This window comes from Nocardia aegles, from assembly GCF_052545135.1.
The window spans coordinates 164,569-182,689 of sequence record NZ_JBQWRI010000008.1 but is presented as its reverse complement, the minus strand read 5'-3'; the positions used below and the strand labels follow the sequence as shown (position 1 = coordinate 182,689).

Here is an 18,121-nt window from a genome sequence, read left to right as displayed (position 1 = left end):
CCCGTCGCGGCGGTAGCGCCCAGGATCACGAGGGCGGCCATCAGCGCACGGCGGGCCGGGTGGCCGGCTGGGACATGAACGACACGGCCTCCATCAACGGCTTGCGCTGCGTCTTGTGCACGGCAGCGATGCGCCACTGCCGGTCGGTATCGCGGACGACGGTGTACGTGGCGAGTTTCCCGAGCTTGCCCGGCTGCCGCTTCGAGGACTCGCCGCGGGTCACGACGACTGCGGTATCCGCACCGTAGCAACGGATTTCGAGAATATCGACGCTCAGCTGGGTGCCCTTCAGGAAGCTGTCGAACAGCGCCTGGTGTACCCGGCCGATCTCCTCTCCGCCGTGGTAGACGGTGCCGACATAGGTGACGTCGGTGGCATCGGCGGTGAAGCAAGCGCCGTAGGCGGCGCCGTCACCGCGATTCCATGCCTGCCTACTGCGCTCGATGAGGTCGCGGATGGCGGCCGTGTCGGTGCCGGTGGTCATTTCGATCTCCTTCGGTCGGCGGCAGGGCCAGGGCGGCCCGGCGGGGGAACAGCCGCAACGCGGCGATGAGGTGCCCGGTTGATCGGGCTCGTGAATACGACGGCATCGGATGCGCCGGACAACGCTTTTCGTGCCCGGTCCACCACCTGCTCGGGTGTCTGGACCAGCCGGCGCGGCACGCCTGCGGCGGTCTGCGAGGTAGTGACGCCTGGACACACACAGTCAGCACCACACCTCGCGCGCTCGCTGTGCGTGCCACAGTGGTGCCGGCCGACGTCATGGCGAGACCCTTCGCATAGCATTCCCTCCTTCGAAGCTTTCTCTTCATAGAAGATATTTCTTCTCAAAAGAAGAGATTAGCGAAGGGGTGGCGCCTCGTCAACACACGGAACGGCGCCGATGCCCGCCCGACCGATGCGGAGTTCCCAGCTGGGCCCCCGGTCGGGCTCGCAGCAGATCCCTCCCGTCTGACCAGCCCCTGTTTTCCGCGCCATACTGGACCGGTGACGGAGAGCGGACAGTGCGAGCAGGAAACTGCGCGCAGGATGCTCGGCGGTTGCCCCGATATCGGCAGCTTTCGCTTCTGGTTCACCGACCAGCGGTGGGAATGGTCCGACGAGGCCGCCGCGATCTACGGGTACACACCGGAAGAAGCCGAGCCGTCCACCGAACTGTTGCACAACCACCTGCATCCCGACGACCGCGAGCGGGTCGCCGAGGCGCTCGCCGAAGCCATCGAGACCGCTTCGCCGTTCTGCACCCGCCACCGGATCATCGACACCGCTGACCGGATGCACGACGTCATCGTCATCGCCGACCAGCTGTTCGACGAGCAGGGTGCCGTGGTGGGGTCCGCCGGTTACCTCATCGATGTCACCGAGACGCTCGAAGAAAACCGGCAAGAAGCCCTCGATGACCTGCTACCGGACATGATCGACGCCCGCGCGGTGATCGAACAGGCCAAGGGCGTCGTGATGTTCGTCTACGGCGTCAACGCCGATCAGGCGTTCCGGGTGCTGCGGTGGCGCTCGCAGGAGACCAACATCAAGATCCGCACGCTGGCCGAGCAGCTCGTCGCCGATGTCGTCGCGATGGGTGGTGCGCTGGTTCAGCAGCGCACCCGCTTCGACCATCTCCTGCTGACCCTGCACCGCCGGGTGTCGTCGCCGGAACCCGGCGCGGACTAGCCGACCGGTATGCGCGCTCCGGTCGCCGCCGAACGGATCATTCCCTTGGTGCGCATCAGGAACTCGCCGAGGTAGCTGTCGTGCGGCACCCCGGGACGCAGCCAGGTGGTCGGATTGTCACCCAGGTAGAGGTTGGTGATCGTCGGCTCGTCCAACAGCGCGTCGATGAGTTCGCGCCGCTCGGTCATCGCGGTGAGAACCAGCGAATCGCGCAAGGGTGCGACGCCGTCGGTGGGTGACCAAGGTCCCACCCACACGCAGGGGAAGGCGAGTTCCACGCCGAGCTGCGGCGCGGTGCTGCTACCGACGAGGTGCACCGCGGGGCGCAGCACCGCCGCGCCGGGCGACAATTCGTCCACGATGGTGTCCCCGCCGAGCAGCGGGCGCGCGTCGCCCGCGACCCGATGCAGGTAGCGGTCCATCGCCGCCGCGGATTCGGTGGGCTGCACGGTCAGGATGGCGTCCGGGTGCTCGGGCGGCAAGCTGGGGATCGCACCCAGTTCCGCGGCGAGCGCCCGCGCCAGCGGTTCCGGATCCCCTTCGACCAGCACCGCGGTGGTGCAGGTGCAGGCGGTGCCGCCGAGGTGGCTCACCGACTCGGCGATCAGCGCGACCTTCGCCCGCCAGTCCACGTCCGAGGTCACCAGGATCTTCGATCGCCCCGGCCCCTGGGTGAGCACCCGCGCACTGCCGCCGTACTTGTCGACCACGTCCTGCCCGCCGTAGACGATGGCGAAATCCGATTCCGCCACCAGCACGTCGGCCGCCTCGTAGTCGGTCGGCAGCAACGTGACCGATTCCGGGGGCAAACCCGCCATGCGCAGAGCGCTGACGAGCCGAAACGCGGTGAACGGCTCCCTGGTCGATGGCCGCACCGCTACTTTGTAGCCCAACGCGAGCGCCTCCGGCCACAATCCGTGCACCGCCGGGGTGTTCCCGGCCGCGTGCACCGCGAACAGGTCGCCCTTGCGCGTCCAGACGGCACAGCCCGCGAGGGTGCGCCGGTCCTGCCAGTCCGCCACCGCGCCCTTCGGCATCGCGAGCTCGAGGGTGACGCGCTGCTCGCGCAGCACATCGGCGACCCATTGCACCGACTGGCGCACGACGGCCAACGGAACACCCGAGGCGACGCTGACCAGTCGCGCGTATTCGTCGGGTCCGAGCCCACCGATCTCGGCCTCCGTGAACAGGTCGGCCGCCCGCTCCAGCACCGCGAATCGCTCGACGGGGGGCAGCACGGGCGCCTTGCGCATGGCTGTCAGCGCGCGCCGCACATACAGCGGCGGTACTTGGGAGATCTCGCCGATCACGGTGCCCGACAAGGTGGTCAGGGGCTTGCGGGTGCGGGCGCGGTAGCTGCCCTGCGGTCCGAGCGCGTCGATGTGTACGAACTCGCCCATCAGTACACCCCCTCGATCACGTCGGCGCCGGCGAAGGACGTCATCGGCGCGACGTCGGCGACCGAGCAGCCGAAACCGCCCTTCGGCGGCTCGACCTTCATGGCCAGGTCGCGTTCCGGATTATTCGGCAGCAGAGCGTATTTCGTGAGGTGATGCATCACGACCTGACCGCGCTCGCCGTAGCCGACGTCGTCGCCGGTCTCCGGATCCACCACCTCGAACGCCAGGTACGGGCTCGGCGGATCGAAGACGGGCAGCCCGTCGGGGCGCTCCTCGTCGCGTTCGCGGGACATGCCGAGAATGGTGGTGCTGCCGTAGAGTCCTTTCAGCGGGATGCCGGGAAAGATCTCCTGGCGGAAGATATCCCGGGTGTCGGCGTTCATGTGCGCGCCGCTCCAGCAGATGAACTTGATCTTCCGGCGGATCTGCTCCACCAGGTCGTCGCGGCGCGCGATGCGCTCCAGCAGCGGCGGTGTGGTGATCAGGATCCCCACCGACTGAGTAGTGAGGACCTGTGCGACCTGGTCGACGACGTGCTCTGCGTACCGCTCGGTGTTCTCGGTGTCACCGCGCGCGATCATCTGCTTGATCCACCGCGGATCGAGGTCGATGGTGAACCGCACGCCGTTGTGCCTGCGCGCCCGGCGTTCGGCGAACTCGCCGAACATGTGTGGGCCACTCGGCGCCACGGCCAAGGTGTTCACCGTGCCGAGGCCGGCGTAGTGGTGCTCGTCCCAGCCGAGCGCGAACTCCATCCAGCGATCGAACATGACGAAGCGTTTGGGCGCGCCGGTGGTGCCGCCGCTCTCGTAGATCCCCGCGATGACGCGATCGGCACCCGCGAGGCCGCGGGGAATCAAGTCCTCCACCGCGACCGTGCGGAATTCGTCGATGACGTTGGGAAAGCGGCGCAGATCCGCGAAGGTCCGGATATCGGCGACCGGGTCGAAATCCAGTGTCCGCGCGCGGCGCAGCCAGTACGGGGTGCCTGTCTCCTCACTGAAATGCCAGGTCAGCACGGCGCGCAGGTATTCCTCCGCGTCGATCATCGCGTAGTCGTGCGCGGCGAGGTCCAGGATTACGGGGCGCATGTACGGCCTCCAGGGATGTGCCCCGAATCGGGGTTTCAGCTCGAACGCCGCAATCTTCTCCCGGCCCGATCGACAGCAAACGTGTTGTCGCTGGGTTCGATCCGCCGATAGGACACTCATATGGAGCGAATTCGCCACAAGATTCGTGTCAGATGACCGTACTCGCACTGGCGGTGTTCGTATTCGGTCGGTGGTTGCACCCAGCCGCTCGCATTGTCGGCCACACCCCGTCCGGGGATACGCAAGGGGACGAGGAATACGGTGGCGGCATGGCGCGGGACCGTTCACCCATGACTGGCCGATGCTCACGGCAACAATGCGCGCCGCCGGTGCCATCACCAGCGGTGTGGCACGGTGTCCGGCTGATTATCCGAGCTGCTTCAACCCGCGCCATGCAGAATCAGATCGGCCGCGCGGTGTGCGATCATCATCGTGGGGGCGTTGGTGTTGCCAGACGGCAGGGTCGGCATGACTGAGGCATCCACAATGCGCAACCTGTCGAGGCCGTGCACCCGCAGTTGTGGATCGACGACGGAATCATCGTCCACACCCATCCGACAGGTTCCCACCGCGTGGTAGATGCTGTCTTCTTGGGCGGCCAGCCAGGTTGCGCCGGTATGCGCGGAATCGCCGGCCGGCGCAGAGGAGGAATCTATCAGTTCGCGGGCCAGCTCCGACCCGTGGAGAAGTTTCCGCACGTCATCGCCGTTGCCCAGGCGCTCGAACTCGATACGAGGCCGATTGTTGTGCAGACGGACACGCCCACGCCCCTCAGGATGCAGGAGCACGGTATACACCGTGAACGCGTCGATCCTCTCGAGTTTCGCCCGTCCGGTCACACGGTCCAGCGAATAGCGCACCGGCGTGACGGCGATCTGGACGTCATCGGTGAACAGTTGGGCCTCGAATGGGGTGGTCGTGAGCGGACCCGTCCCACGGGCGACCAACGACATAGCCGCCTTCACCGCACCGGCAGGGCCCAGCGTATTGATAGTCGGGACCAGCGATTCCCAGTGCTGGGCCGAGACGAGATGGTCTTGGAAGTTCTCCCCGACCCCCGGCAGATCGAGCAGCGCGCCACCCGGCCCGATACCGGACCTCAACAGCAGAGCCGGGGTCCCGATCGCTCCAGCACTGAGCACGACCTCCTGTCGGGCGCGCAGCACGCGACCTCCGGCTTCGACGCCGACAGCCCGGCCTCCATCCAAAAGTATTCGAGACACCGACGTTCTGGCCATGACGGTCGGACGCCGGTCTCGGGGAAGGCTGTGCAGGAACCCGCACGCGGACGAGCAGCGAAACCCTCGATGCTGGTTGACCTGGCTGCGTGCAACACCCCGCTGGGTACGGCCGTTCTGGTCGGGGTTGAGATCGTGACCGGCATCGACCGCCGCGCGGATGAAGGCGTCGTCGATCTCGTGATGGTGCCCGCACCAGGAAACCGCCACGGGACCGCCTGCGCCCCGATAGTCGTCCCCGCCGCCGACCCAGCTCTCGATTGCCTTGAAATGGGGTAGTACGTCGTCATACGACCAACCCGTGTTCCCGGTTCGGGCCCAGCCGTCGTAGTCCGAGCGCCGTCCACGCACGTAAACCATCGCGTTGATCGAGCCGCTGCCACCCACGATCCGGCCTGCCGCGAAGCCGTCCGCCGACCGCCCTTTGCTCGCGTCGGGAGTGGTCGGGTACTTCCAGTTGGCCGTCGCGTACAAGGTGACAATTCCAAGGGGAAGCGACACGTCGGGTCGCCGGTCACTGCCACCCGCTTCCAGCACGATGACGCTCGCACCAGCCGACGCCAGTCTCGCCGCGACGATCGAACCGGCGGAGCCGGCGCCAATGACAAGGTAGTCTGCGGAGTCCATCCCGGTCATGACTCGCCAACGGTTGTTTCGGAACGGTCGCGCTGCTGCTCCGCCTCGACAAGACGCCGGATTCGCCGCAGCGAATGATCGATGTTGCCGCGCAGGTCCTGCCGTCGATCGCGAACGCCGAGAGCGACGCGCTCGAAAGCGAGAGCGGCGAACGGGAGATCGATGCACATTTGGAACTCCTCGGTGAGCTGGCATCCCTCCGGATGCCGCTCCATCCGGTAGCTCCACCTGGTGAAGTCCGCGTTCAGTGCGCTCACCACGAAGGTGAACTCGCGCCCCGGCTCCGCGGCCGTTACCCGCGCCGTCGTCGTCCACCTGCCGAAGCGGCGCTTGTTCGTTCCGCGGAAAGTCGTGTCGTCGATCCATTCGCAACGTACGCACTCCGGACTCCAGGAAGGGATCCGCCGGATGTCGGACACGACGTCGTAGACGGCTTGCGGTGTCGCCCGCACGACCGTCGTCGCCGCGATGCTCTCCCCCCTCCGTAGCACACCACTACCCACTGCCGCCCACTCCTTCGACACGATCGTGAAAGTCATTCGGCTCGCCCCGCGATGCCCGTACCGCGATCATTCGCGCAGACGATCGAGTGCCGAGTAGGAATCGAGTTCCGACACCTGGCTCGCGGCACGGCCGGCCATCGCACCGAACATTGCGTCACCACGCTCGGTCGCCTGCACACCCATCGAGGCAGCGACCGTGAGCACGAGTCCGTACAGCGCGTGTGCGCGATACTCCAACCAGCAGTCATCGACGCTGTACTCGCCGAGCCGCCCGTGACTCGTGAGCCGGCGGTGGTACTCGGTGACGAGTTCATGCTCGTGACACCGACGGACATCGGGTTCCACCGAGGTTCCGAGGAAGTACGAGACGTCGGTGATTCCCGGCCCGGATGCCGTCGACTGCCAGTCGACCACCGCCACCGGTGTCTGCCCGTTACGCGCGTCGAACAGCAGGTTGTCAGCACGGAAGTCGCCGTGCCACACGGTTCGCCGGTCTGTCAGGGTCGCGACCCAGTCACGGGCACGCTCGCCGAGGAGGCCGATGACAGCGACCTGTTCCTCGTTCAGGAACTTGCCGAATCGGTCGAGCCAGGGCGCAGAGAGTCCGTTGATCCCGTCAGCCAGGGCACCCCAGACGTGTTCCACCCGCAACCATGGGGCATCGGCACGCCCCCATCGGCTGCCGTGCAGATCGGCAGCCTGAGTAAGGGCCGCGTGGGCCTGATCGGCCGAGCAACCGGCGAGCTGATCCACGGTCGCCGCTGGAGTCAAATCCTCCAGCAACAGAACGAAATCTGTGGTCGTCTCATCGACCCAGGCATGGTGACACCTAGGCACCGCGAGTCCGGACGCGGGCGCGATCTCTTGATAGAAAAGCACCTCTCGGAGGTAAGCCCCAGTGCCCGCGACCATGGCAAGGCTTGCTTCGTCCTGGCTGGGCAGTTTCGCCACCAGTCTCGTTGGCCCACCGGTTGCGGCGTTGTCGTAGGAGAGTGTCAGCCGGTGGCTCGTCGCCATCTGTCCAGCACCCACCGGAGCCGCCGCTACGGCCGTGACCGTGATAGCGGTCGCGTCGGTCAGATGCGGCGACGTGCGGAGGGCGGCGGTGAGTGACTCGGCGGTGAGCGGCATTGCTTCCGCGACAGAATTCATGTGTTTCCTCAGTGACGGACTGCCCGGTAGGCAGGAAGGATGGGGATGAGATCGTGCGGCGAAACGCCGTGCAGGATGACGCCGTCGGCCCCCAAGTCGAGCTGACGACGGATCGTGGCCGCACACTGTTGTGGCGTCCCCGTCGCCGCCGGTGCCAGCCATTCATCGGGCAGCAGTGTGGCGATATGTTCCAACTGCTGAACCGAGGTGGAAGGGCTGTCGATTACACGTAGCGATCCGCCGTCGTGAAAACTGCGGACCACGCTGTCCGCGCGAAAGCGGGTGAGGACAGCGGGATCCCAGCCGTTGGTCCGGACCATCAGATCGCCGTAGCCCTGCAGATAAGTTGCCAGCCGCCCAACCGTCTTGCGCAGTCGCTGCTCTTCACCGAGATGGTCGCCGACCGTAGCCAGACAGGACCAGACCTTGACTGCGTCAGGATCCCGACCGGCGCGTTCGGCCGCTTCTTTGACGGTGCGCACACAGCGCTGCAACGTCTCGTCGGTGAAGAAGGTATGCAGCACGACCTGGTCGAAAACTCGACCTCCGAGAGACAACGACTGCGGCCCGAAGGCCACCAAACCGAGGGGCACATTCTCGTCGAAGCCGGGGGACAACCGCAGCGCCGGGTAGGTACCGAGTTTCCCGTCGTACCTGGTGACGGTTTCCCCGTGAAATAGTCGCCGAGCAATGCCCACGAATTCCTCCATCTCGGCGGTAGAGATCTGCGGAATGCCGAATGCTCGTTGCAGGGGAACGACACCACGACCGATGCCCAGCGTGAACCGTCCTTCGCTGAGCCGATGCATCGTCGTGGCGAACGCGGCGGTGACCACCGGGTGCCGGAGGTTGTGATTGGTCGCCGCGGTGGCGATGCCGATCCGTGTCGACGCCGCGGCCACCGCGCCCGCGATTGTGGCGGCTTCTTTGGTGTTCCACCGCTCGGAAATGAAGCAATGGCCGATACCGAGTTCCTCGGCGAGCTGTACCTCGGCGATCAGTTCGCGAGGACGCTCCGCCTCTCCCGCCAGTGTGTAAAACCCTATCTCGGGCAGTTCTTCGGTCACTCTGTTTCCTTCGTCATCGTGGACGCGCCGGGACGTGTTCCGGCGGTTGTGATGAAAGCGAGTGTCTTTCGACGCCGCCCGCGACGATGCCGTCACGCCCCGGAATCTCGGCCACCGCGTGCCTTCGAGCGCGGTGAGTTGCTCGGTGTCAGCGGTATCTCAGCCGAGATGGCATAGCTTTGCCCGCCGGATCGAGGACCCGGCGATCGAGCCACTGAGTCCGTCACTCTCCATGCCTTCCTCCATGAGCCTTGCCTGTGACGGGCATCACCTAAGCTACGGAGCACCGATGGCGACAGTCAATATCTGGGCGAAATTTTTTTATACGGCCTTCAAAAATGACACGCCGTTCAACGTTCCCTCGAACAGCAAGGGACTGGCCGATCCGGCCCGCCCCCCGGAATGGCGGGCCGCCCTGGACGCCCTGCTTTCGCTGCGCGAGATCGGCGGCCCGGTCGGGTACTCAGGAGGGGTGATCGCCGTCGGCCTGCGGCCGGCGGTGGTGCGAGCCGCGCATCTCGGCCGCGCCTCTGTGGCAACAACATCTCGAACCGCGCAGCAGCCCTTCGTCGACCGGGGCATCGCTTTGCTGCCGGGTCGGCCGGCGGCGACGGCGTCCAGCGTTTCCAAGTCGCTCGGCCCTCGGGCAGGTCGGCGGAGCAGCCCGCCCATCCGCACAGTCGGCCTCAGCGGGCCACCGTCTCCGTTACGCTATCCGCCCCGTCGATCAGGACTATTTTACTTAATCTATCTTAGAAGAGGTTCTTCTAGCCGAAGGCGGTCGACACTCGTAGGCGGTCGCAGGGCCTTGGGTTTGCCATGCGATATTCGAGTCATGCCCGCATCCGGCAAGCCCCGGCGTCGCACCCAGGCCGAGCGTGTCGCCGAGTCGACTGAACGCATCATGACCGCCACCATCGAACTCATGGCCGAGCAAGGCTATGAGGCGACGACCATGGGCGCGATCGCCGAACGCGCCGGGTTTGCCCGATCGATGGTCAACTCCCGGTTCGGGAGCAAAGCCGGCCTCCTCGACGCCATGTTCGAGCAGCACTGGATAAACGAGTTGATCGCCGTGGTCGAAGCTGCCGAGAACGGGCTGTCGGCCGTGCTGAGCATCATCGAACGGCTCCACGAATTCGTGCGGACACAACCGATCCGGCTGCGAGCGTTCCTGGTGGTGAGCTTCGAGGCCGCCGGCCCATCTTCGATCCCATCCGCACAGGTCACCGGCCCACTGGCAACCCTGGACACCGCGCTGGCCACGGCATTGCGGCGCGGCATCGACGACGGCACGGTCGCGCCACTCGACGATCCCCAGTCCCATGCAACCAGGATCATCGACGCCGGTATCGGCATGGCCTACCGATGGACCATCGATCCCGAAGGGTATCCGTTCGCGGACAATCTTGTGGCCTGGAGGGACGAGTGCGCGCGCACATACGGCGCGTGAGGCGACATCCCCACGGGGATTGACACAAGGATCCAACTTATCGACAATAGCGTCGATAAGTTCTCGATGTGACGCGCGCCATGACCCCGGGCCCGCATGGCGGCCATCACTCCCCCCGTCCCCGAGCTGGAGCACCCATGTCTTTCCCACCGTCCTCGCCACGCGTTTTTGATCTCCCCGGCCTATCCCCCGACGCCCTGACCACGATCCTGCGCCGCCGTCACAAGCTTCCAGGCCGCGTCGCCGCGGTGCACACAGAGCCGTTCGGCACCGGGCAGGTTGCGAGCTGTCTCCGGCTCACCCTGACCTTCGCCGGAGATCGGGGCGACGCTCCAGAAGCCCTCGTCGGTAAGTTCGCCTCCGACGACCCCACCAGCCGCGAAGTCGGCACCGCGGCCGGCCTGTACGCCCGGGAACTGGGGTTCTACCGCGAGCTCGCGCCCACCCTCGCAATACGCACGCCGAAGCTCTACCACGCGGACAGCAGCGACGACGGCCGGTTCGCTTTGCTGCTGGAGGACGTCAGCCCAGCGGTCGTGGTGGATCAACTCGATGGCTGCAGTCCCGATCGTGCGGAGATCGCCATCCGTCAGGCCGCAGCACTGCACGCTTCGTCCTGGGGACGCGCCGAACTACGAGAAGTTCCGTGGCTCAATTCTTTTCGAACCGTGCTGGACGCGACTGTGCAGTTCCTGCCGGACTTCCACGATCGATTCCGTTCCACCTACGCTGATCTCGTCGACGCGAACATCCTCGAGGTGGCTGACAAGCTGGTCACCACGATCCCCTCCTGGCACCGGCTCACCTCGGACGGCTACGCGCTGTGGCACCACGACTTCAGGCCGGACAACCTGCTCTTCGATGCCAACGGCGGAGCCGATCCCCTGGTGGTCGTCGATTGGCAGACCGTGTCCTACGGCCCGGCCGTCGCCGATGTCAGTTACTTCCTCGGCTGCGGTCTGAGCGTCGAGGACCGGCGCACCCACGAGCGTGACCTCGTCGGCATCTACCACGACGCGCTGGTACGGGCCGGGGTCGGTGGCCTGACTTTCGACGACTGCTGGGCGTCATACCTCGACCACGCCGTAACCGCCATGTTCATGGCCGTACACGCCTGCGTCCGGGTGGCACGTACCGAGCGTGGCGACGCCATGTGGGCGTCTTGGCTGGAACGCGCCGCCACCCAGATCACCGACCACGACGTACTGTCCCGGCACTGAGGAATATCGCTATGTTGACAACGTTCGACGACTACCCCATCCATCAGACCTCGATGCCCCTGGCGCAGGCGGGCCAGGGCAACCCGTATCACTATGATCGTTTCTGGTTCAATGGTTTTCGCGAAGATCTGTTCTTCGGCATCGCGTTCGGCTCGTATCCGAACCGCCGGATCACCGACGGCGCCTTCTCCGTGGTCCACGACGGGGTGCAACGCTCGGTCTTCGCCAGTGGACGGGCCCATCCGGACCCGGTGCACACCTCGATCGGCCCGGTCCGGATCGAGATCGTCGAACCGATGCGGATCAATCGCGTGATCGTGGACGCGCCTCAGCACGGCCTGGAAGCGGACCTGACCTTCACGGCGACGACAGCGGCCGTCGAGGAGGCTCGCCAGACCCGCTACGACGGCCCGCTGCTGTTCATGGATGCCACCCGTGCCACCCAGTGGGGAACTTGGACAGGAAGCTTGGTCGTCGACGGAAACTCCCTCGACCTCGGCGACGGCATCGCGGCCACCAAGGACAGATCTTGGGGTGCTCGCCGGGTACACGGCCCCGCGGACGGCGCACCACAGCGCCCGCCCTCGGTGCTCTTCCTCTGGACGCCCATCCACTTCGAAGACGAGTGTTTTCACCATCTCGTCTTCGAGAATCCTGATGGCTCGCGATGGGCGTCCGAAGGACTCGTCGTTCCCAAGATCGGTCCCGGTGCAGCGGTGGTGGGCCCTGGCACCGAACCCACACCTCTCGCACACATCGAACACCACATCGAGTGGCGTCCCGGCACGCGTCGAGCCGAACGGGCGACCCTGGTCACCCACGCGCTCGACGGCACCACCGACGAGATGCGACTGGAGCCGCTGACTACCTTCCAGATGAAGGGCATCGGGTACGGACACCCGGTATGGAGCCACGGCAGCTGGCACGACGAACTCGCCATCGGTGGTGAAAGCTATCCCGAAGGAGCCCCAGACCCGCTCGCGCCAGAGAACCTTCACGTGCAGCAACTGGTCAGAGCCTCGTGGCGCGGCAAGACCGGGCTCGGAGTGCTGGAACAGATCCTTGTCGGCCCGCACCACCGCTACAACTTCGGCACTTACCTGGGCCCGCAGGGCTGAGCTCGACGATGACATCGGCTCGCGCCGGATTGACGTACCGGCGCGAGCTGACGTCGACCGCAGCGGTGGCGCCCGACCACGATGACGATGTAGATGCCGTAGAGCACCAGTGGGGAGTCAGCAAGCGACGCTCCTTGTTCAGCCCGCGCACGGCGGCTGAGCCCGGCACCTGGCTTACTCTCGGCCACGCCGGTTGACGAGGTCAAAGTCAGAGACGCGCACCGACTTCGACCTCGAGGTCGGCCATTTCGCGTAGCCGGTATTTCTGAATCTTTCCGGATGCCGTGGTCGGAATTTCCTCGACGACGTGCCACTCGACGGGAAATTTCGTCTTCGCGACCTTGAGACCATCGAGATGTTCGAGATACTTTCGAGCGCCCTGCCAGACCACACCCGGCGTGAGCGTGAGCCAAACTCCGACAGCTTCACCGAATCGCTTATCCGGGACCGCAGTCACTGCCACTGAGGCGATATCCGAATGGGACAGCAGAGCACCCTCGATGTCCTGTGTGGAGAACTTCTCACCTCCACGGTTGACGATGTCCTTGGAGCGTCCGGTCATCTTCACCCAACCGTCGACGACCTGACCGACGTCGCCCGGATAAAACCACCCTTCTTCGTCGAATTGCGCTGCGGTCACCGCAGCATCGGTGTAGCCGTCGAAGAGTTGCGGACCGCGAATGCGCAGATCGCCGATGTCCCCGGCAGGAAGCGGCTCGCGATCTGGATCGACCGCCTCGATCTCCATCTCGTCGAGGAGCCTGCCGTCCCAGTCCGAGCGCATCTCCAGCGGATCGTGCTGATCGGCGGCGGTGCAGATCCCAGCGGTTTCGGTCATCCCGTAGTTGCGTGTCGCGTTGACACCCATGGCCTCAGCGGCGCGAATCACACGCGGTGGAATCGTGGACCCTGCGCAGACGTAGTTGGTGAGGCGATGGGAGGGGGCGGCCCCTTTCGCATACCGCTCGACGAGGTCCTGCAGGAAGATCGTCGCGCCCATCATGAGAGTGACGTGCTCCTGCTCGATCAACTGCACCGCGTGGTCAGGATTCCAACCGGCCATGATCACCGATCGGGCGCCGAGGTAAGCAGGGAAAACGACGCCTGCGACGAAGCCTCCGAGGTGCGACAGCGGCGTACCGACCGCGAGCACCTCCTCCGCACCGAGCCGCATGGCGGTCGCGAAGTTCTTCAGGTGCGCCATCAGCGCCCGCGAGCTGAGGTAGGCCCCTTTGGGTGCCGATGTTGTGCCGGACGTGTAAAGGATCAGTGCCGACTCGTGCGCCGCCAGCGGCTCCGGCAACTCGGCGACAATGGCTTCGTCACAGCCCGGCACCGCACTCCACCCCGGTGCCACGCTGCCGACCAGAAACTTGAGCCTCGGCGCGTGTCCGATTTCGGCCAGCAAAGCATCCACTTCTTGGTAGGGATGCCGGCTGCTCAGGGTGTGGGCGACGGCCACGACGGAGGGCCGGGCATCCGCGAGGATCTGCGCCGTCTCGTGCTCGCGGTAGATCGGCACCACCGGGACGTTCACGGCGCCGATGCGGAACGCTGCTACTTGAAGGACCAACGCTTCCAAGCAATTCGGCAACTGGACCACTACACGATCGCCGCGGGACACGCCCCTTGCCACCATCACCGCAGCGACCGCCTCGGTCCAGCGGTTGAACTTGCCGTAGGAGACCCGCTGTCCTTCGAACACGAACAGTTCCCGATCGGGAAACTCCGCCGCACGCCGCGGAATCAGGTCGCCGATGCGATCATCGCTCCAGAGCCCCTTGTCGATGTAGCGCTGAGCGCGGGTGGGATCAACGTCCATGGCTGGTCCATCTCTCAACTATATGTGTTCTACGTAACAAACAATACATACTGTTCGATATTTATGGAGGATAAATCGAACACGATGTACGCTTTCCGGGTTGGCGGGACGCAGACGCCGGCAGTCTCGAACACCCTCCAATGGATCGCTCGACCATGGACGACAAGGACTTCACTCATGGCGAAATTTCAGTACCTGCTCACCTCGGTCGAGGATGGCGTCGGCATCATGCAGCTCAACCATCCCGAGAAGCGCAACGCGCTGGGGTGGGAGTTGCACCGAGAGATCATCGAAGCCCTAGACGACTGGGCGTACGACGACGAGGTCGCCGCGGTCCTCATCATCGGCACCGAGGATTACTTCTGCGCCGGGTGGGCTCTGGATGTCCTGCAAGACACCCAGGATTACGATCGGACAAAGTTCACCGACCTTGCGTTGCAGCTGATGATCGCCATCTACGACTATCGGAAGCCGACGATCGCGGCTGTCGCCGGCGTCGCGCCCGGTTACGGCATGGATGTCGCCAACATGTGCGACATCACCATCGCCTCCAAGAACGCCGCATTCGGCTCCACGCAGGTCAAGTACGCCATGAACGGCTTCTACCACGGCATCCTCAGCAAGACCTCTACCCAGCGGGCACGGCGCATGCTGTTCACCGGTGACCCGATCAACGCGGAAGAGGCACTGCGGGTCGGGCTGGTCGATGAGCTCGTCGAGGTGGGCACCCTGCGGGAGAACGCTCTGCGGCTGGCGAAGCAGATCGCCGAGCACGGCTCCGAGCTGACAACAGTGCTCAAGGAAGTCGCGCTGCGTGCCCAGAACATGGACCATATCGGCGCAACCGCATACGAGTTGCGTGTCACCCACGATCTCGTCCAACGCGGGCTGTTCACCCGCCGGATCGCCGATGGCCTCGAACGCCTGAAAGCGGGCCGTAGCAAGGCCACCGAGCGGCTCGCGCGGTAACCGTCGCGCGGCCTTGGGAGGCCCGGCGCCCTGAAGATCGCCGGACCTCCCGCTCATACTGTCGCTGTCACCGCGGGGGTTCCGCTCCCCGGGACGGTGTTCTCGGCAGTCAGCGAGGCCGCAGCGCGGCTCTCGTGAGAACACCGACTCGATCAGGATGCAATGTCGCCGTATGCGATGCCACGAGTTCGGCCAGCGTGCGCAGGCCGACTACATCGCCTGGCATCGGAACCATCGCGTCGTATCGGCATCCGGGATGACTCCACACGCCGAGTGTCTTGCCGTCGAACGAAAGCACCTGACCACTGATCTCCGACCTCAGGAAGAGCGGCACGATCGCGGCGACATCATCCGGCTCGCCGAAGACCGATGCCAGCTCGCTCTCCGGCCCTGCCAGATCCACAACAGGTGCCGTCATTTCCGTTCGAGCGATGGGATACAACGCGTTGACCCGGATGGAGTAGCGCTCGAGTTCGACGGACAAGGCCCTGGTCAGACCGAGAACACCCGCTTTCGCCGCCGCATAGTTGCTCTGCCCGACCAGTCCGTATAAGGCACTGCCGGATGTCAGATTGAGGATCGACCCCCCGGTCGACCGCATCGCACGTGCCGCCGCACGGCACATGAGCCAAGTTCCCCTCAAGTGCACCGAAACGACGGCGTCGAAATCGGCCACCGACATCTTCAGCAGACTCTTGTCCTTGGTGATTCCAGCGTTGTTGATCACCAAGCCGACGTCACCGAATGTCGTTGTGCACAGGTCGATCAGCGCGTCTGCGACTTCCTCGTTCTCGACCCCGCCTGCGACATAGCCCAGTCGAGTACCGGTGGGGTCGATCGCTTCGACCGCCGACCGGCACGCCGCTTCGGTCCGCCCGTTGAGAACCACAGATGCTCCAGCATTGTGCAACGCCGCGGCGAAGGACCGCCCCAGTCCCCTCGTCGAGCCTGTCACCACCGCGTTGACACCAGTCAGATCAATCATCTTTTCCTGTCATACGAATCGCTGGGCGAACTCTTCGCTCGCCCCCAGCCATGAACGGCGTCCGGCCCTGATGTGCTGTGCGCATGCGGCACTCAGCCTTCGCACCTGGAGTTCCAACCATGCCCGTCGACCGGAGGTCTGACCCGGCACCGGAGAGGCCTGCCCTCCGGTCATTTTCGTCACTGTGACGACGGCATGGTCGACGGTCGACGGCTGCCACGTCGAGCGCCGGCAACAGCGCAATCCAGTGGATGCCCCATCACTGGTCCGCACCTGGTGGTCGACGGGCACGGCCGGGTTGGTCCTCCCGGATAGACCACCCTCGACTCGCGTCCGGCGATAGCCTGTTATCCACTCGGTCGTCATCACTGGGTCAGCTCCGCCGGTCCATCCAGGCACTGCGTGCTCTACAGCCCGATCGACTTGCCGATGATTTCCTTCATGATTTCGGTTGTGCCGCCGTAGATGGTCTGGATCCGGGCATCGACGAACGCCCGGCTGACCGGGTATTCCAGCATGTAGCCGTACCCACCGTGCAACTGCAGACAGCGATCGGCGACTCGGACCTGAAGTTCGGACGTCCACCATTTGGCTTGTGCCGCCAGAACAGGAGAGAGTTCTTTGCGGGCGTGCAGCTCGACACAGTGGTCGACGAAGACGCGAGCGATCTCCACCTCGGTCGCCAGCTCCGCCAACACGAATCGACTGTGCTGAAAGGAACCGATTGCCCTACCGAACGCCTTACGTTCCTTGACATAGTCGAGCGTCCGGCCGAGAACGCCTTCCGCAGCACCGACCGCAGTGGTTGCCAGCGACAACCGTTCCTGAGGGAGGTTGCGCATCAGCTGGTAGAAACCCTCTCCCTCCTGGCCCAACCGATTGATCACCGGCACTCGGACATCGGTGAAACTCAATTCGCTCGTGTCTTGACCGCGCAAGCCGAGTTTGTCGAGGTTGCGCCCTTTAGCGAAGCCAGGAGCGTCACTTTCCACCACGACCAGGGTCAGGCCCTTGTGTGGGTCGTCACCGGTGCGCGCCGCGACGATGACGAGGTCGCAGTTCTGCCCGTTCGAGATGAACGTTTTCGCGCCGTTGACCACGTAGTGATCACCGTCCCGGACAGCCCGTGTGCGAATCCCGGACAAGTCACTACCCGTACCGGGCTCCGTCATCGCGATGGCTCCGATCAGCGTGCCGTCGGTAAGGCCGGGTAGCCAGCGGGCCTTCTGCTCGTCGTTCGTCAAATCGAGCAGGTACGGGCCGATCACGTCGTTCTGGAGTGCGATGCCGAGCCCGGCGGACGCCAGTCCCGACCGACCGAATTCCTCGTTGACGATCGCATTGAAGCGAAAGTCATCGATTCCCGCTCCTCCGTATGCCTCCGGGGTGGAAAACAGCAACATTCCAGCTTCCCCAGCGGCGCTGAACATCTCCCTATCGACGGCCTTTGCCTGCTCCCAGCGCTCGAAGTCTGGTTCCACGACACTCGTGATGAAGCCCGTGACGGTAGCCCGGAACTGCTCGTGTTCGGACCCGTATACGGGCCGCGGCGAGGACGACGATATGCTCACGCGAGATCTCCTGTACGAGACAACCCGGACTTCGGGTCAGCGCTGAGGAGGTCGGCAGCCCCGCGCGACTCCTGCCACATGGTGAGATTCTGGGCGCTATGCCGGTGCGGGCGATCGAGGACCAGCCGGCGAATCGTCGTCCCTTCGCCGACCACATAAATCGTGGTGAACGGCTCGGCTGTCCGATCCGGTGTAGTGAGAGACATACGCGTTCCATTCCTCTGG

15 protein-coding genes and 1 pseudogene are annotated in these 18,121 nt (G+C 65.0%); 6 read left to right on the top strand and 10 right to left on the bottom strand.

What is annotated here, in order from left to right:
* Nucleotides 1–40: 40 nt before the first annotated feature.
* On the bottom strand, nucleotides 41–484 hold the full coding sequence (locus ACT89H_RS22150; RefSeq protein WP_445110549.1) for an SgcJ/EcaC family oxidoreductase: 444 nt from the start codon (nucleotides 482–484) through the stop codon (nucleotides 41–43).
* Nucleotides 485–987: 503 nt separating this feature from the next.
* Between ACT89H_RS22150 and ACT89H_RS22145 the strand changes: the two genes are divergently transcribed.
* Entirely contained in the window at nucleotides 988–1,671 is a 684-nt protein-coding gene (locus tag ACT89H_RS22145) for a PAS and ANTAR domain-containing protein (protein ID WP_445110548.1), read from the top strand.
* Here ACT89H_RS22145 and ACT89H_RS22140 read toward each other — a convergent pair.
* From ACT89H_RS22140 to ACT89H_RS22115, 6 genes are all read right to left on the bottom strand, one after another.
* The gene (locus ACT89H_RS22140) at nucleotides 1,668–3,071 is read right to left on the bottom strand and encodes an aldehyde dehydrogenase family protein (RefSeq protein ID WP_445110547.1); all 1,404 of its coding nucleotides are present in this window, start codon (nucleotides 3,069–3,071) and stop codon (nucleotides 1,668–1,670) included. The genes ACT89H_RS22145 and ACT89H_RS22140 overlap by 4 nt on opposite strands.
* On the bottom strand, nucleotides 3,071–4,162 hold the full coding sequence (locus ACT89H_RS22135; protein WP_445110546.1) for an AMP-binding protein: 1,092 nt from the start codon (nucleotides 4,160–4,162) through the stop codon (nucleotides 3,071–3,073). The genes ACT89H_RS22140 and ACT89H_RS22135 overlap by 1 nt, the downstream gene beginning before the upstream one ends.
* A 380-nt stretch (nucleotides 4,163–4,542) precedes the next feature.
* Nucleotides 4,543–6,027: a GMC family oxidoreductase gene (locus tag ACT89H_RS22130; RefSeq protein WP_445110545.1), complete on the bottom strand. Its 1,485-nt coding sequence runs from the start codon at nucleotides 6,025–6,027 to the stop codon at nucleotides 4,543–4,545.
* 5 nt (nucleotides 6,028–6,032) lie between these two features.
* A complete protein-coding gene (locus ACT89H_RS22125) occupies nucleotides 6,033–6,575 on the bottom strand; it encodes an SRPBCC family protein (RefSeq protein WP_445110544.1) in 543 nt (180 codons plus the stop codon).
* 30 nt (nucleotides 6,576–6,605) lie between these two features.
* The gene (locus tag ACT89H_RS22120; protein ID WP_445110543.1) at nucleotides 6,606–7,691 is read right to left on the bottom strand and encodes a phosphotransferase; all 1,086 of its coding nucleotides are present in this window, start codon (nucleotides 7,689–7,691) and stop codon (nucleotides 6,606–6,608) included.
* 8 nt (nucleotides 7,692–7,699) lie between these two features.
* A complete protein-coding gene (locus ACT89H_RS22115; protein ID WP_445110542.1) occupies nucleotides 7,700–8,758 on the bottom strand; it encodes a TIGR03857 family LLM class F420-dependent oxidoreductase in 1,059 nt (352 codons plus the stop codon).
* A gap of 397 nt (nucleotides 8,759–9,155) precedes the next feature.
* Between ACT89H_RS22115 and ACT89H_RS22110 the strand changes: the two are divergent.
* The 4 genes and pseudogenes from ACT89H_RS22110 to ACT89H_RS22095 form a co-directional block, all read left to right on the top strand.
* Nucleotides 9,156–9,318 (top strand): annotated as a pseudogene (locus tag ACT89H_RS22110) (alpha/beta hydrolase); the annotation flags it as partial.
* Nucleotides 9,319–9,593: 275 nt separating this feature from the next.
* The gene (locus tag ACT89H_RS22105) at nucleotides 9,594–10,211 is read left to right on the top strand and encodes a TetR/AcrR family transcriptional regulator (RefSeq protein ID WP_445110541.1); all 618 of its coding nucleotides are present in this window, start codon (nucleotides 9,594–9,596) and stop codon (nucleotides 10,209–10,211) included.
* A gap of 137 nt (nucleotides 10,212–10,348) precedes the next feature.
* On the top strand, nucleotides 10,349–11,431 hold the full coding sequence (locus ACT89H_RS22100) for a phosphotransferase (RefSeq protein ID WP_445110540.1): 1,083 nt from the start codon (nucleotides 10,349–10,351) through the stop codon (nucleotides 11,429–11,431).
* An 11-nt stretch (nucleotides 11,432–11,442) separates the two neighbouring features.
* Complete coding sequence (locus ACT89H_RS22095; protein WP_445110539.1) at nucleotides 11,443–12,549, top strand: Rv3169 family protein; 1,107 nt, start codon at nucleotides 11,443–11,445, stop codon at nucleotides 12,547–12,549.
* 208 nt (nucleotides 12,550–12,757) lie between these two features.
* Here the strand turns inward: ACT89H_RS22095 and ACT89H_RS22090 are convergent, their stop codons facing one another.
* Nucleotides 12,758–14,371: a class I adenylate-forming enzyme family protein gene (locus ACT89H_RS22090; protein ID WP_445110538.1), complete on the bottom strand. Its 1,614-nt coding sequence runs from the start codon at nucleotides 14,369–14,371 to the stop codon at nucleotides 12,758–12,760.
* A 177-nt stretch (nucleotides 14,372–14,548) separates the two neighbouring features.
* On the opposite strand from ACT89H_RS22090, the gene ACT89H_RS22085 reads away from it, so the two are divergent.
* Entirely contained in the window at nucleotides 14,549–15,340 is a 792-nt protein-coding gene (locus ACT89H_RS22085) for an enoyl-CoA hydratase/isomerase family protein (RefSeq protein WP_445110537.1), read from the top strand.
* 109 nt (nucleotides 15,341–15,449) lie between these two features.
* Here the strand turns inward: ACT89H_RS22085 and ACT89H_RS22080 are convergent, their stop codons facing one another.
* Both ACT89H_RS22080 and ACT89H_RS22075 read right to left on the bottom strand, forming a co-directional pair.
* Nucleotides 15,450–16,325, bottom strand: coding sequence for an SDR family NAD(P)-dependent oxidoreductase (locus ACT89H_RS22080; RefSeq protein ID WP_445110536.1), 876 nt, complete (start codon nucleotides 16,323–16,325; stop codon nucleotides 15,450–15,452).
* Between the two features lie 407 nt (nucleotides 16,326–16,732).
* Nucleotides 16,733–17,890, bottom strand: coding sequence for an acyl-CoA dehydrogenase family protein (locus tag ACT89H_RS22075; RefSeq protein WP_445110656.1), 1,158 nt, complete (start codon nucleotides 17,888–17,890; stop codon nucleotides 16,733–16,735).
* Nucleotides 17,891–18,121 lie beyond the last annotated feature (231 nt).

Coding starts and splice junctions, on each gene's coding strand:
- ACT89H_RS22150 (WP_445110549.1), bottom strand. CDS start 484: ATGACCACCGGCACCGACACGGCCGCCATCCGCGACCTCATCGAGCGC.
- ACT89H_RS22140 (WP_445110547.1), bottom strand. CDS start 3,071: ATGGGCGAGTTCGTACACATCGACGCGCTCGGACCGCAGGGCAGCTAC.
- ACT89H_RS22135 (WP_445110546.1), bottom strand. CDS start 4,162: ATGCGCCCCGTAATCCTGGACCTCGCCGCGCACGACTACGCGATGATC.
- ACT89H_RS22130 (WP_445110545.1), bottom strand. CDS start 6,027: ATGGACTCCGCAGACTACCTTGTCATTGGCGCCGGCTCCGCCGGTTCG.
- ACT89H_RS22125 (WP_445110544.1), bottom strand. CDS start 6,575: ATGACTTTCACGATCGTGTCGAAGGAGTGGGCGGCAGTGGGTAGTGGT.
- ACT89H_RS22120 (WP_445110543.1), bottom strand. CDS start 7,691: ATGAATTCTGTCGCGGAAGCAATGCCGCTCACCGCCGAGTCACTCACC.
- ACT89H_RS22105 (WP_445110541.1), top strand. CDS start 9,594: ATGCCCGCATCCGGCAAGCCCCGGCGTCGCACCCAGGCCGAGCGTGTC.
- ACT89H_RS22100 (WP_445110540.1), top strand. CDS start 10,349: ATGTCTTTCCCACCGTCCTCGCCACGCGTTTTTGATCTCCCCGGCCTA.
- ACT89H_RS22095 (WP_445110539.1), top strand. CDS start 11,443: ATGTTGACAACGTTCGACGACTACCCCATCCATCAGACCTCGATGCCC.
- ACT89H_RS22090 (WP_445110538.1), bottom strand. CDS start 14,371: ATGGACGTTGATCCCACCCGCGCTCAGCGCTACATCGACAAGGGGCTC.
- ACT89H_RS22085 (WP_445110537.1), top strand. CDS start 14,549: ATGGCGAAATTTCAGTACCTGCTCACCTCGGTCGAGGATGGCGTCGGC.
- ACT89H_RS22080 (WP_445110536.1), bottom strand. CDS start 16,325: ATGATTGATCTGACTGGTGTCAACGCGGTGGTGACAGGCTCGACGAGG.